Source organism: Paenibacillus sp. TAF43_2 (assembly GCF_052113545.1).
Classification (GTDB): Bacteria; Bacillota; Bacilli; order Paenibacillales; family Paenibacillaceae; genus Pristimantibacillus.
On the sequence record NZ_JBFRDK010000168.1, the window covers coordinates 1 to 13,089 of the forward strand.

The window sequence follows — 13,089 nt, forward strand, 5'->3', positions numbered from 1 at the left end:
TCCATATTCGCTCCCAAATCAAGCGTAAGAATGCCGACATCATCCATCGTAGGCATCATAGGAGCGAGCGCGGGCCGTTCGATTCCATCCATTCGACCGACGACAAGAAGTCCAGTCGCCATCAAAGCGCCAGTATTGCCTGCTGACAGCATAGCATCTGCCTGCTTTTCACGAACGAGTTGTCCAGCAACGACCATGGATGCTCCTTTTTTGCGGCGCACCGCTTTAACAGGCTCATCATCTGGACCAATGACCTCATCAGCATGGCAAATGGTTATATTAGCGGGCTTCTGCCCTTTCATGAGCGGTTCAATAACAGACGTTTCACCAACGAGCAGCAGCTCTGTATCGGGCCACTGCGCCGCCGCGTCAAGCGCTCCTTGCACAATTAAGCCAGGGGCATTGTCTCCCCCCATAGCATCAATAGCGATCCGCACGTACGTCTCCTCCTTCAGCATCTGTGTCTCCCGCGGACCGATAAATAACAAAGTTACCCYGGAACACCATTTCGTCTCCGACATATGTGAACAGCTCTACCTTCGCCTTGCTTCGCTCGCCCGAAATGGAACGAACATAAGCCTTGGCAATACATTTCTCCCCAAGCTTAACAGGTCGAATGAATCTAATGTCCGCTGTTACGGTAAGTGCAATTTCATCATCTATAATAGCAACGGCAAGTGAATTTGCTTGTGCAAATACGTGATGACCGCGTGCAATGCCCGTTCTGGAGAATACATGTTCTTCACGAATCTCGAATACCGAGATGCCGCTCTTGTCCAATTCCAAATCGACAATATCACCAATCACCTCGTGCAATGCGAGCGATCGAACGGAGTCGTATGAACGTTCTGCCATCAGCTTCAGACGTTCTCTAAGCTCTGGTATACCAAGCTCCATCCGGTCAAGGCGTATCGTCTGGATGCTTACTTTGAGCAACCTAGTCAGTTCCCGATCCGTTATAAAAGGATTTTCATCAATGTGTCGGGCAAGCTGCTGATGCCGCTGCCGTTTGGGCATTCGTTCGATGTTCGGCACCACCTTTTACCAAATAGTGAATGATAGACAATCTTATATCCGTTCCGCGGCCTCGTGAGGCATCAGTACGATTAGTATATGTATGTTGCTTGATATTATCACCTGGTACTAATTAAGTATATAAAAAAATACGCTCGAGCGCAATGTTGCATAAAAATATAACTGCTTTTTCATCCATTCACTAGCGTCATACGAATCGATATGAACAAAAAAATAGCACTTCACCACTTGGATGAAGTGCTATCCCAGACATCATTTCTTATTGGGAAATGATCTCTTTTGTTTTGTAATATCCACAAACTTTGCATACGTGGTGAGCCAATTTCAGCTCGCCGCATTGCTCACACTTCACCATGCCCGGTACTGCAAGTTTGAAATGCGTACGACGTTTATCACGGCGAGTCTTGGATGTTCTACGCTGAGGTACTGCCATATTTAACACCTCCTTCAAAAATTCAATCAGCACTACTCTTATTCCTTAAATAGATCCTTTAGCGCTGCAAAACGGATATCAACCTTCTCCGTGGAGCAGCTGCATTTGTGCTCATTTAAGTTCTGTCCGCAAGTCTGACAGAGACCTTTACAATCATTGCTGCAAAGCGGCGCAAAAGGCATGAACAGTTGAAGTGCTTCTTCCACATAAGGCTTCAAGTCCAGTCTGTCCGCATTTACTTCAATGAAATCACTCTCTTCCTCTTCCATATCCTCATCACGGTCTTCGTCAGACGTAGCCCGCTTAAATACTTCAGAGAATCGAATAACCGTATGATCCTTTACCGGTTCAAGGCAGCGTGAGCAGGCAAGCTCGAGATCGATGGCAAGCTTGCCATCCACTTCGATAAACTCTTCGTGCCCAGTTACCTGAAGCGATACATGGAGAGGTCCCGTACGATAAACATCTTGGCGTCCTTTAAAAAGGTCACTAACATCGAGCTGTTCGTCGATTGTAGTTTTCAACCCTTTGGACATTGTTTCTTGAATATGAAACTGCATCAGATCACCCCAAACAAACAAAGATTATTATATCTATCAGACTACTGTTTTGTCAACATTTTCACACGGTTTTTCAATAACACTTGATGCAGACCGTGATTGTGCTCCCTCTCTATGCTATAGTGAAACAACCAACATTTAACAGAGAGAGGATCAAGCGAATGCGCACCGTCGGGCTCATTGTCGAGTATAATCCATTTCACAACGGACATTTGTATCATTTGCAACAATCGCGCAAAATAACGCAATCCGACGCCGTCGTTGCCGTCATGAGCGGCCATTTCCTGCAACGCGGCGAGCCCGCCCTGCTGGATAAATGGGCTAGAACACGCATGGCGCTTGAAGGCGGCTGCGATCTTGTCATTGAATTGCCGGTTGCTTACGCAACACAGGCCGCAGAGTGGTTCGCCTATGGCGCTGTGTCCTTATTAGAGGCGACAGGCGTCGTTGACAGCTTCTGCTTCGGAACGGAAAACGGTGAGCTTGAGCCGCTGCTACAGGCAGCAGAGCTCATTACAAACGAGCCGCCAGCCTTTAAAGCCTTATTGAAGCAGCTGCTTCAAACGGGAATTAGTTATCCGAACGCGTATAGCAGCGCAATCACCACCTACTTATCGGATCAGGGCTATTCCTCTGCCGCTAATTTTCCATTCGCGCTTCCTAATCATACATTAGCGCTCCATTATTTGCTTGCGCTGAAGCGGCTAGGCGGCAAAATGGAGCCGCACACGATCACTCGTGAGAAAGCGCAGTACAATCAAGAAACCGCAACCGACAGCCAAATCGCAAGCGCGACCGCAATCCGCAAGCTGCTGCTCGAGAAACGCTCTCTTGAGGAAGCGCGCGCTTATGTACCGGAATCCACAACGCGAATCCTGCAGCAGGAATGGGCTAGCGGACGTTGCCCGATCAGCTGGGAGCCTTTTACGAATGCGTTGCTTCACGGGATTGTAACACGCTCGTCATATGAACTTTCGAACCTGCATGAGATGACAGAAGGATTGGAGCATCGCATTTTGAATGCCCTTCCCAAGCTGCCCTCGCGCCAGTTCGATGACCTGCTAGAAGCTTTAAAAACGAAGCGCTATACGAGAACGAAGCTGCAGCGTTCACTTCTTGCTATTCTGCTTGGACATCAGAAATCTGATTTCACACCGGATAAGCTTGCTTCGGGTGTTGAATATATAAGAGTGCTTGGTTTTACGGAAAAAGGCAAGCTTTTATTGCGACGCATGCGAAATTGTGCCAAATTGCCTGTGCTGCTGAGTGCAGCAAGAGCACCAAAGCCCTTCCGTTATTTGGAGCTTGATACACAAGCGAGCAGTGTCTATTCACTAGGCGTACCGGGCATTCATGCCCCTCAATCGTTATTCCGTGATTTTACGGAAAGACCCGTAACCATCGATTCCTAATCGAATTAAATAATCGAAAGTTACCTTTCGTTCCCAGTTAGATAAACTTTTACTTGCTCCACAGCTTCCTTCAACGTACTTACGCTGACCACCTTCATCGAGGCGTTAAGCGCTTTTGCTTTCGCCTCGGCATCCTTATAGTTATCAGAAGGAACAAGAAACAGCTCCGCGCCTTCCTCGCTTGCAATGACAACTTTTTGCTTTATTCCGCCAATAGCTCCGACCTCTCCGAGTGGAGTAATCGTGCCTGTCGCCGCAATTCGATGACCTCCCGACAAATCACCGTTCGTTAGCAGATCCAGAGCTTGCAAAGCAAAAACGAGACCGGCTGATGGCCCCCCAATATCGCCTACTTTTATACTGATGCGGTTATTGTGATCCGATGGGTCCAAGCCGCGTTGTTCCGTCAAGTTTACGATGCCCAGAACACTCAAGAGCTGCTCGTTAGTCGAGACCGATTTTAATGTATCCGATGAGTAAGAAACCTGTAGCTGCTGCCCTATGCGCTCCACATCAAATAAAACGTTTTGCTGCTTATCATAAGCTTTAAGCGACTCAAACAAATCCGCCAAGCTGTTCGGCGGTTTTTCGCCATGTATGCCTAAAAGCTTATCTCCTGCTTTGAATGAACTTTTCAAAGGGTGATCGATAGGGTTTACTTCCGTAATAACAAAGCTGTTCAGCTTGCTTGCATAGGGTAAACCTGCGTAATGATAAGCAGCTTCAATCGCATTGTTTTGCGAGCCCTGCATGATGATGCTTAGCCTTTGTGCATACTCTTCTTTTGTGTAACCTTGCAGCACATCTCGTTTGAGATGCACATCCATATTCGAATTCCACATCGATTGAAAAGTCCGCAAGAAATTAGGCTCCGTCATTTTCACTGCTGTCAGCAAAAAGTCGCCTTTTCCTAAAGCGTCTCCCTTTTCAATCGTTACCATCGGTTTAACAGGTACAGCAATCCCCGGCTCATAAACAACATAGGGCGTTGGAGCATATAACAATACCCACATCAAAGCCGCTGTCGATACAGCGATCGTTGCTATTCTGCGAAAATCTGATCGTTGTTTTTGCAATCGCACACCCCGTTCAAACTTCCAATTTGCCAGTCAAATATAGCATTAACTATTCTGAGGCAGACAAGCTGCTCCAAATGGTCTATCCATGACTTTATACGCGTACTATTTAACGTATATGATTGTCCATCTCATGATGCCCTAGCCCTGCATTTCGGCGTGTCGCATCATTTGTATTTTTGCAGCAGATTAAAGGAGTGGAGTAGCATTGGCTAAAACAGTTATGTTAGCGTTCCTGTCCGTATTGCTCGTTGTTGCCATCATCATTCAGCCAGATGCTGCGTTTCAAGCCTCGCTTCAAGGACTCACCGTCTGGTGGAACATTGTATTCCCCGGTTTATTGCCGTTTCTCGTATTGTTTGAGCTTATTGCAGCCTTCGGGCTCACACATGCGCTAGGCTCTCTGCTCCAGCCGCTGATGAGCCGACTGTTTAAACTGCCAGGTGAAGCCGCGCTTGCGATAGTTCTTGGTTGGATGGGCGGTTATCCCGCGGGAGCAGAAGCGACAGCTTCCTTACGCAAAAGAAACGTCGTGACAAAACAACAGGGCCAGCGGCTGCTAGCCCTCGCTCATATGCCAAACCCATTATTTATGCTTGTCGTTATCGGCGCAGGCTTTCTGCACAAGCCCATTGTAGGTGCCATTATTGCTGCAGCCGTATGGATATCCGCGCTATGGGTCATGTTTATAATGACGCTGTTCAGCCGTAAAGAAAAGCCTGGTCAGGAGCGGTCAGATCAGGAACAGCCAGGTCATCAACTAGGTCAGAAACTAGGTCAAAAACAATCAGCTACAGCCAATGACGCGGAGCATCGCAGCACCATCTTTCATCGTGCTGCAGAGGCATTTCGCCTCGGAAGAGAGCAGGATGGCCGCAGCTTCGGCAAATCGCTTGGCGACTCTGTTGCAGCAAGCGTTCAGAAGCTTATGATGATCGGCGGATTTATGATTTTTGCTGCTGTGCTTGCAAAATTATCAGAGCCGCTGTTCTCTCCTTGGCTGGATAAGGCTGGGCTAAGCTTTATTAGCCAAGCTTTTTTTGAAGGTCATATGGGTGCTTATGCGGCTGCAATCTGGGATGCTCCTGGAGCCGGCATGCTCGGGAATGCTGCCGCTATCGCGACTGTGCTTGCATGGAGCGGACTAAGCGGCATTTTACAAGCTGGATATTCGATTACAGGGACGGACCTTAAGCTGCTCCCATTCGCATTATGGAGAATCATTCATGCTCTCCATGCCTGTRTATTTATGATCATTCTGTGGAAGCCGCTCACTTCAATGCTTCGTCCGATACTCGCACCTGGAGCAACGCCAACGTTGGCGCCATCTGATCCTTACTCTATACAACACACTGTCGCTGAGATCATAAATGCAAATGATTTACCATTTTTATGGCAGTTCTCCATATCAGCCTGTATCCTACTTACTTTTATGGGACTGTTTGTATCCCTCATTCTACTGCCATTTCGGAGAACAGGTAAATCGATATAATCCAAAATAAGACAAACAATGGCTTTTTCAAACATTTATTTAAATTTTCGAGTTATATTTCTCTCTTAGCTGCTTCTCCACAATTGGCGGTACCAGCTCATGCACTGCGCCGTGAAATTGTGCGATCTCTTTGACGATGCTTGAGCTTAAGTAGGAATACTTCGGATTCGTCATCATAAACATCGTATCTATTTCATCATCAAGCAAATGATTAGTTGAAGCGAGCTGCAGCTCGTATTCAAAATCAGTTACTGAACGAATGCCTCTAATAATGACATTAGCTTGCCGTGTTTTCATAAATCGAACGAGCAAATCCCGGAAACTGTCAATTTCCACATTTGGAATATCGCGCGTCACTTCGGTAAGCAGCGCTTTGCGCTCCTCCACGCTGAACAAAGGATTTTTACTCGAATTGTTCAATACAGCAACGATCAACCGATCAAATTGTTTGGCAGACCTTCGAATAATATCCAAATGGCCATAAGTTACAGGGTCAAACGTGCCGGGATATACAGCAACGCGCTCTTGTTTATTCGTTAACATCGGATTCACTCCCGTCTTGATGACTGTCATCGCTGTAATATTGATATATAGAAACGGCAATATCCCCGTATTTCGCATGCTTCAGTTGGTCAAAATATTCCAGCTTCTCCGGGTAACGGTGAGCTGCATCGTGCTCGACTACGATAATCGCATCCGGCTCAAGCATCTGATTTTGGGCAAGCTGTGTCATAAGACTATCCATCGTAATCATTTTGTATGGCGGGTCAAGAAAAACAAGCCGGAACTTTTGCTCCCGCTTCGCTAGCGCTTTCAATGCGCGCTCCGCATCATTTTTATAAATTTCAGCAGCGCTTCCCATCTTCGCCGTTTCAACATTTTGACGAATCGTATCAATGCTTATTCTTTCCCGATCAACAAAAACAGTACGTTCTATGCCTCTACTCCAAGCCTCAATACCCAATCCACCTGTACCTGCGAACAGATCCAGCGCTATTCCTCCGTCAAAATAAGGTCCGATCATGCTAAAAATAGCTTCCTTAACCTTATCCGTTGTCGGTCTCGTATTCATACCAGGCACAGCCTTAAGCGTGCGGCCCTTGGCCTCGCCCGCAATGACTCTCACTTGCAATTGCCCCCTTCTATCTCATTCCCGCCTATCGTACCATAGAATCCCGTTCATAATAAAGCAGTTGCATCTCGAAAGTTGAGGACGTAGCTGACCTATATCTGTACGACGATATTTTTTTCATTTTGAACAAGTATATTTACCAGTAATAAGGACAAAATAAATTTATCGGCGTCGCAAGATGTCGTAGACAACCGCGGAGAAGACTTACGTTTCCCCATAAGCTCTTCGTCCGGTTTCTCCTCTCCCATGAAAAGGGCGCTCCGAAAGGGGCGCCCGATTTTTTGTTTTAATCCCCAGTATAATAAGGTCTTTTATGATTTGTATTGAATACAATCGAATTCATTGTCCACCAATTGTCCACCAAAATTAATAACCAAATAACTATCTAAGCTTTTGATCGCTGGATTCTCAGACAAGCTGATTTCTATGTACCTTAAGGATTAACTCGCGTACTATAGGTTGCACTTTCAGAATTTTTAAAGAAAGTAATTAATTTTATAAATTACTCCCTCATTTGAATCATGACATCATCAAGTATGTTTATAAGATGAACTCTTCTATAACGGTCCTTATTAACTATCATTTCTGTTAAATCATCTTTCATTCGACTAAGCATAGTAATCGTAGCAACTATAGCCATAGACAAAACTAATACTGTTAAGAAAATCACAATTTCAATGTATGGACTGGGGACACTGAAAAACTCGTAATCATAAATGCGACTTAGTAATTGAGTGAGATTTGGAATAGACACAGCTAAAATTATCCCCGGGGCGATTAAAGGGGGTAATTTCCCTTTTTCATTTTCTAGCTTATAAGCTTCAATTAGCTTTTCTATTTTCCACCTATAATATAAATCATGTTCTATTAGATACTCAGAAATTAAATGAACTTGTATTTCAAATGTTGTTGACTGCCAATCTTTAAGATCGGGAGTAATTGAGTGTTCCTGCTTTATTATTCTCCTAGCCTTACTATTTAGTGTTTTGTGGAGCAAAAGAATAGTAGAAATTAATAACGAGATAATAAATAGAGACCATATAATCCATAAAAGAGAGATTTTAATAAACAGTACTGAAACTACTGTAGATAAGCTTATTAGTAAAAAGAATATTAAAAAAATTATGTAGAAATTATAGAATTTTTTCATATAGGAGAACACTAATGCGTAATTTGAACCTTCATTCTTGTAATATTTGAATAGTTGTTCTTTCATACTTCACCCACCATTTTGTAATATTTCACGTATTAATTCTCTATTAATTCATTATCTTTCACATAATCCACTAAATTCATAAATACTCCAAAATTCACAGTTCCTAATTACTATAATATATAAAAAAAATTTTAAGGAAAAATTGTGAGATACATTATTCTCTTTATTGAACGCAACACCACACCGAACATCAATCGGCATTGAAATATGCGAGAGTGGCGATTATGCCAAAGGATTGGTTAATGCTTTCGTTTATTGTGTAGGCTGGCCGCTTGGTTGATCTGGGGCAGGAATCATACTAACCTCTTCAGACGCAAATAAATAGCGTAGTATTGGTGTTGTCATACATACCTTTTTAATATCTATGATTTGAGCGATTGCCACGATTAACTCACCTGTTTCTGTATAATGACCTCTAATGTTTGCTCTCCAATTTYATTACCATCACAGTATAAGACAATTCTAATTCAGTCTGGGTGATTTTTAAATTGCGGGTTGCAGCTAAGTTGCAGCCGACGCCAATAATTAAACCGCAGGTGAAACCGCAGATGACTAAAGAGGATGCTAATAAAATCATTGAATTTTTGAAGGCTTGTTTTGGTATCGTTGTTGATCCAGCATCAAGCTGATTTGGACATACCCAAATCCAAAGTATCATCATAAGAAATATCATTCATATCCGATAAAACGTGTTGACGTCTTTCTGTTTTTACTACATTTGCACTCGAGGATGCTCGATTGGTACATCATTTTTCCCCCGAATGCACGTAATTTAGCTGTATATACAGTCCCTAAATCTACTGCAAGACGAAAATGTTTTATCTTTTAGTGCTGCCGAAATGCTAGTTACCCAGTCCAAACCGATGACAACAATTAAGAGCAATATCGGTATTAACCGACCATTCCCGTAAATCAAAGAGACCTATGGAGCAATTGCAGCTCCTATTATTGCTGCAATTTCTCTATCTTCCGTTACATCTACTGATATCCATTGTTTAAACATTGATGTTCATCCTCTTAATTTGCTTTTATTTATCTAACCGAGATAAGAAAGGGGCTGTCCCAAAAGTTGATTTCGGATTTATTGAGCCCCACTTGGAATCAAATACCTTCTAAAAGAAGGACCTAAACCTCCACTTTGTAGTGGATTTCGAGGTCCTTTCACGTGTTAAATGGGATGTTCTCATGTCATACGAACACTTTTGAGACAGCCCCCAGGCTGTCGAGAAAGTCTCGACAGCTATATTTATACCTGCATAGTTTATTACGACACCGCGTTAATATGTTATAATGGTATTAACTCGTTTGAATGGAAGGTGTCGTCTATGCTGCGTTCTAATCGCGAAAAACAACAAAGCCTTGAATTGGTTTCTATTGAGGATTTAGTTCCTACTGACCATATGCTTCGGAAGATCGATAAGTATATCGTTTTCTCATTTATTGATGAAAAGGTACGCCATCTTTACTCGCTGGATAATGGACGTCCTGCTATTGATCCACTTGTACTTTTTAAGATGATTTTCCTAGGCTACTTCTATGGGATTCGTTCGGAGCGTCAGTTGGAACGTGAAGTGCAAACTAATCTGGCTTATCGCTGGTTTTTGGGCTTAGGATTAACCGATCGTGTGCCGGACCACTCGACTATTAGTTGGAACCGTCGCACTCGCTTTAAGGATACGACAGTCTTTCAGGACATCTTCGATGAGATTGTTTTGCAAGCGATCTCTCATCGGATGGTTGGCGGGCGTGTGTTGGTATCTGATTCTACGCATGTGAAAGCGAATGCGAATAAAAAGAAGCACACGAAAGAGCAGGTTCAGCAGAACACGCGAGACTATCTGGATGAACTGAATGCTGCTATTGAAGCAGACCGGAAAGCACATGGAAAAAAGCTTTAAAGCCACGGGAGGAGGTGAACGAAGAGAAGGAAGTAAAGGTTAGCACGACGGATCCCGACAGTGGCTATATGATGCGAGATGGCAAACCAGAAGGCTTCTTTTATTTGGATCATCGCACCGTCGATGTGAAACACAATCTCATCACCGATGTTTTCGTCACAGCAGGAAATGTGCATGATTCCGTACCGTATCTCTCTCGCTTAGATCGTCAAAGTGAACGATTTGGATTTCATGTTGAAGCCGTTGCTTTAGATTCCGGTTATTTAACAACTCCCATCTGTAAAGGTCTTGAAATTCGTAAAATATTTGGCGTCATTGCGCACCGGCGTTTTCATTCTACGCAAGGCTTGTACCACAAATGGGAATTCACATACGATAAGGAACGAGATTCGTATCTCTGTCCGCAAAAGCAAGAGCTTCTCTACCGAACAACAGACCGGAAAGGATACCGGCACTATGCGTCAGATCCAGACCAGTGTGCAAATTGTCCGATGTTGGCAAAATGTACACGTTCACGAAACCACCGAAAAGTGGTGACGCGACATATTTGGGAAGACAGCAAGGAACGAGTGCGGGCGAACCGATTGAGTAAATCCGGTAAGCAACTGTACAAGAAACGAAAAGAAACAATTGAGTGAAGCTTCGCGGATGCTAAACAGCTCCATGGGTTTCGCTATTGCCGTTTACGGGGGCTGTGGAACGCAACAGAGCAAGCACTCATGACCGCAGCCGTTCAGAACATGAAAAAGATTGCCCTCCACCTAGAAAGGCGGGCAATCTAGTGGGAATCCCTCTAAAAACTATTTAAACCGTATACAGAAACAAAAAGAGAAACCCTGCGCTTAGAAAAAGCGGGGGTTTCTCCACAGTCTGAAAGCACCCAAAGGTGCTTGAATTTTATTTATGATATAAAGAATTTATCTTCTACCTCCTTTACCTGGTTATCATTAATCAAAATTGAAACAGCTCTATTGAATTTTTCAAGAGTTATACCGCATATCATACATATTGCTATTGAGTTTAGCCCGTTTTCACCAGCTGTTTCAAGTGCTTCTAGAATCTTATGTTTACTATAAGCATATGGTAATGGTTTATTGAATTTCTGTGATGATAATTCAACATTATTGTATTGAGCACTTACTATTTTTTTCTCAATCTCATTCAACTTTTCCTCAAAAGCATCTATTAGCTTAGAATCATCCGAACTACTAGTGTATGTTGCTGATTTTTTAATGTCTTTCGCCTCAACTATAATCTCTTTAGCATCGTTTAAATCGCTAAAGATCTTATCTTTCTGTAGGTCCACATAATGTTGATCATTAGAGAAATCACTTGGTGCATATAAAACGTTATTTTTAAATATTAAAACTAAAAAAAATGATAAAACTAGTATTACTGGAAATAACATAACAAACCACATAAATGTTTTTTGGAGTTCAATAGGAAGTCCTATTAACACTCCCGTTCCAGCTAACTCAGCAATTCCAGCAAAAATAGCAATTATTGTGAGTGGGTTTTGTACTTTACTTCTCTCGTTCATTGTTATCGATCCCCCCATTTCACAATACCTATTTTACAGAAATCGACAATAAACTATCATTTTTCCGTTAAAAGAAATATTCGAGTTGGAAAGAACGCTCCAGCTTCATTGGTAACGCTCAAGAATGGAAATTGAGCACTAAAACCTATGATGATGATGAACTCATAAATCCTTATTTTCTCCTAATAACTGGTTCATGAGTGAATCATAATTAATATTGTGTTGCACTCTCTAATACATGAGTTTTTCCAGTGCTATCAACGGTTTATTTCACTTTTCGAAAATGAGTGCAACAACAGCCTTATTATGATACACTCAAAATCATTTTAAACGCGAAATTGCACGTAAGGATAATAAATCTGAAACGCGTAAGCCGCTATAAATGCCAATACAGAACAAAAGAAAATCACGGATACTCCGCAGTTTGAGGTACACCTTAATCCCATATATGATTTCTTGATCACGTATGGGCTGTACAACTTTCATATCACCACCTCACTTTAAAATCCCAAACGTTTGAGATCTTAGGCAAAATAAAAAGCACCCGAAGGTGCTCAGAAGATCATCTCATTCATACAGTTTCAACCATGGAACGATTAAGTTGGCTAGTACGAGGCAGAGCCACTCAAAATCATCCAGGCACAAAATGGTCCATTCATTCTATATATACTCCCTCAACATTTTTGACAAATAATTACAATTTACTGCCGAATATGCTAATATTAGGTCAAATCGGAAAACATCGGTCGACGAGTCGCGGGAAAYATTCCAGCGGCTCTTTTTGTATTTAAGTTTTCTCGTTATATTATAAAAGATTAAAAGCCGCTTTCACTTTCTTAAGTGTTGTATATTTTTGAGGCAATAGATTAGTTATTAGTTCGAGCTCTTCTAACACTTCAATAATTTGATTTTCATTTATTTCTTTCTCTAAGATTGAACTATTAATAACAAGATTATTTACTTTATCATACAAACCCTGAAGATGTAATTCTAATGATTGTACATTAATATTGTTCTTAATAAAATATGGTTTATAAATTTCTAGAAATCTACGTGCTTCAGAGAGGTCAGTGAATGAATTATAGAGTAATAATTTTCTTGAACTAGGATCATCTAATGATTGGCTCAAATTCTTCTTGGAAAATTCTATAAATCCAAAAGATTTTTCATAGTCAATTTGATAACTTTTTTCAGAATTATTGGTTCTTATCATTCCAGATATCAAAAATATATTAAAAAATAGCGATAATACAAAAAGTATAGTAATTGTTTTTTTCATCGTATCACCCTTAGTT

At 42.3% G+C, this 13,089-nt stretch carries 11 protein-coding genes and 2 pseudogenes; 3 read left to right on the forward strand and 10 right to left on the reverse strand.

Going from position 1 to position 13,089, the window contains the following annotated elements:
• From AB4Z17_RS26330 to AB4Z17_RS26345, 4 genes and pseudogenes are all read right to left on the reverse strand, one after another.
• Positions 1–437, reverse strand: a pseudogene (locus tag AB4Z17_RS26330) (phosphate acyltransferase PlsX); the annotation flags it as partial.
• Positions 421–1,017, reverse strand: a complete 597-nt coding sequence (fapR, locus tag AB4Z17_RS26335; RefSeq protein ID WP_441963091.1) for a transcription factor FapR — start codon at positions 1,015–1,017, stop codon at positions 421–423. The gene fapR and the pseudogene AB4Z17_RS26330, both read right to left, overlap by 17 nt.
• A gap of 277 nt (positions 1,018–1,294) precedes the next feature.
• Positions 1,295–1,468, reverse strand: coding sequence for a 50S ribosomal protein L32 (gene rpmF, locus AB4Z17_RS26340; RefSeq protein WP_006036546.1), 174 nt, complete (start codon positions 1,466–1,468; stop codon positions 1,295–1,297).
• 38 nt (positions 1,469–1,506) lie between these two features.
• Positions 1,507–2,028 (reverse strand): YceD family protein, encoded by a 522-nt coding sequence (locus AB4Z17_RS26345; protein WP_054029020.1) that lies wholly within the window; start codon positions 2,026–2,028, stop codon positions 1,507–1,509.
• Between the two features lie 161 nt (positions 2,029–2,189).
• On the opposite strand from AB4Z17_RS26345, the gene AB4Z17_RS26350 reads away from it, so the two are divergent.
• Positions 2,190–3,440 (forward strand): nucleotidyltransferase, encoded by a 1,251-nt coding sequence (locus AB4Z17_RS26350; protein WP_441963093.1) that lies wholly within the window; start codon positions 2,190–2,192, stop codon positions 3,438–3,440.
• Positions 3,441–3,460: 20 nt separating this feature from the next.
• Here the strand turns inward: AB4Z17_RS26350 and AB4Z17_RS26355 are convergent, their stop codons facing one another.
• Positions 3,461–4,516 carry a YlbL family protein gene (locus AB4Z17_RS26355; protein ID WP_441963095.1) on the reverse strand — a complete coding sequence of 352 codons (1,056 nt, stop codon included), beginning with the start codon at positions 4,514–4,516 and terminating at the stop codon, positions 3,461–3,463.
• Positions 4,517–4,724: 208 nt separating this feature from the next.
• On the opposite strand from AB4Z17_RS26355, the gene AB4Z17_RS26360 reads away from it, so the two are divergent.
• On the forward strand, positions 4,725–6,008 hold the full coding sequence (locus AB4Z17_RS26360) for a nucleoside recognition domain-containing protein (RefSeq protein ID WP_441963097.1): 1,284 nt from the start codon (positions 4,725–4,727) through the stop codon (positions 6,006–6,008).
• A 39-nt stretch (positions 6,009–6,047) separates the two neighbouring features.
• Here AB4Z17_RS26360 and coaD read toward each other — a convergent pair whose 3' ends face one another.
• The 3 genes from coaD to AB4Z17_RS26375 all read right to left on the reverse strand — a co-directional run bounded on the left by coaD (position 6,048) and on the right by AB4Z17_RS26375 (position 8,356).
• Entirely contained in the window at positions 6,048–6,551 is a 504-nt protein-coding gene (coaD, locus tag AB4Z17_RS26365; RefSeq protein ID WP_076268326.1) for a pantetheine-phosphate adenylyltransferase, read from the reverse strand.
• The gene (rsmD, locus tag AB4Z17_RS26370) at positions 6,538–7,134 is read right to left on the reverse strand and encodes a 16S rRNA (guanine(966)-N(2))-methyltransferase RsmD (protein WP_441911282.1); all 597 of its coding nucleotides are present in this window, start codon (positions 7,132–7,134) and stop codon (positions 6,538–6,540) included. The genes coaD and rsmD overlap by 14 nt, the downstream gene beginning before the upstream one ends.
• Positions 7,135–7,642: 508 nt before the next feature.
• Positions 7,643–8,356 (reverse strand): hypothetical protein, encoded by a 714-nt coding sequence (locus AB4Z17_RS26375; protein WP_441911281.1) that lies wholly within the window; start codon positions 8,354–8,356, stop codon positions 7,643–7,645.
• A 1,325-nt stretch (positions 8,357–9,681) separates the two neighbouring features.
• Between AB4Z17_RS26375 and AB4Z17_RS26380 the strand changes: the two are divergent.
• Positions 9,682–11,036 (forward strand): annotated as a pseudogene (locus AB4Z17_RS26380) (IS1182 family transposase).
• A gap of 119 nt (positions 11,037–11,155) precedes the next feature.
• Here the strand turns inward: AB4Z17_RS26380 and AB4Z17_RS26385 are convergent.
• Positions 11,156–11,794 carry a hypothetical protein gene (locus tag AB4Z17_RS26385; RefSeq protein WP_441913801.1) on the reverse strand — a complete coding sequence of 213 codons (639 nt, stop codon included), beginning with the start codon at positions 11,792–11,794 and terminating at the stop codon, positions 11,156–11,158.
• An 805-nt stretch (positions 11,795–12,599) separates the two neighbouring features.
• On the reverse strand, positions 12,600–13,089 hold a 490-nt coding region (locus tag AB4Z17_RS26390; RefSeq protein ID WP_441963099.1), incomplete at its 5' end, for a hypothetical protein.

Coding starts and splice junctions, on each gene's coding strand:
- rpmF (WP_006036546.1), bottom strand. CDS start 1,468: ATGGCAGTACCTCAGCGTAGAACATCCAAGACTCGCCGTGATAAACGT.
- AB4Z17_RS26345 (WP_054029020.1), bottom strand. CDS start 2,028: ATGCAGTTTCATATTCAAGAAACAATGTCCAAAGGGTTGAAAACTACA.
- AB4Z17_RS26350 (WP_441963093.1), top strand. CDS start 2,190: ATGCGCACCGTCGGGCTCATTGTCGAGTATAATCCATTTCACAACGGA.
- coaD (WP_076268326.1), bottom strand. CDS start 6,551: ATGTTAACGAATAAACAAGAGCGCGTTGCTGTATATCCCGGCACGTTT.
- AB4Z17_RS26375 (WP_441911281.1), bottom strand. CDS start 8,356: ATGAAAGAACAACTATTCAAATATTACAAGAATGAAGGTTCAAATTAC.
- AB4Z17_RS26385 (WP_441913801.1), bottom strand. CDS start 11,794: ATGAACGAGAGAAGTAAAGTACAAAACCCACTCACAATAATTGCTATT.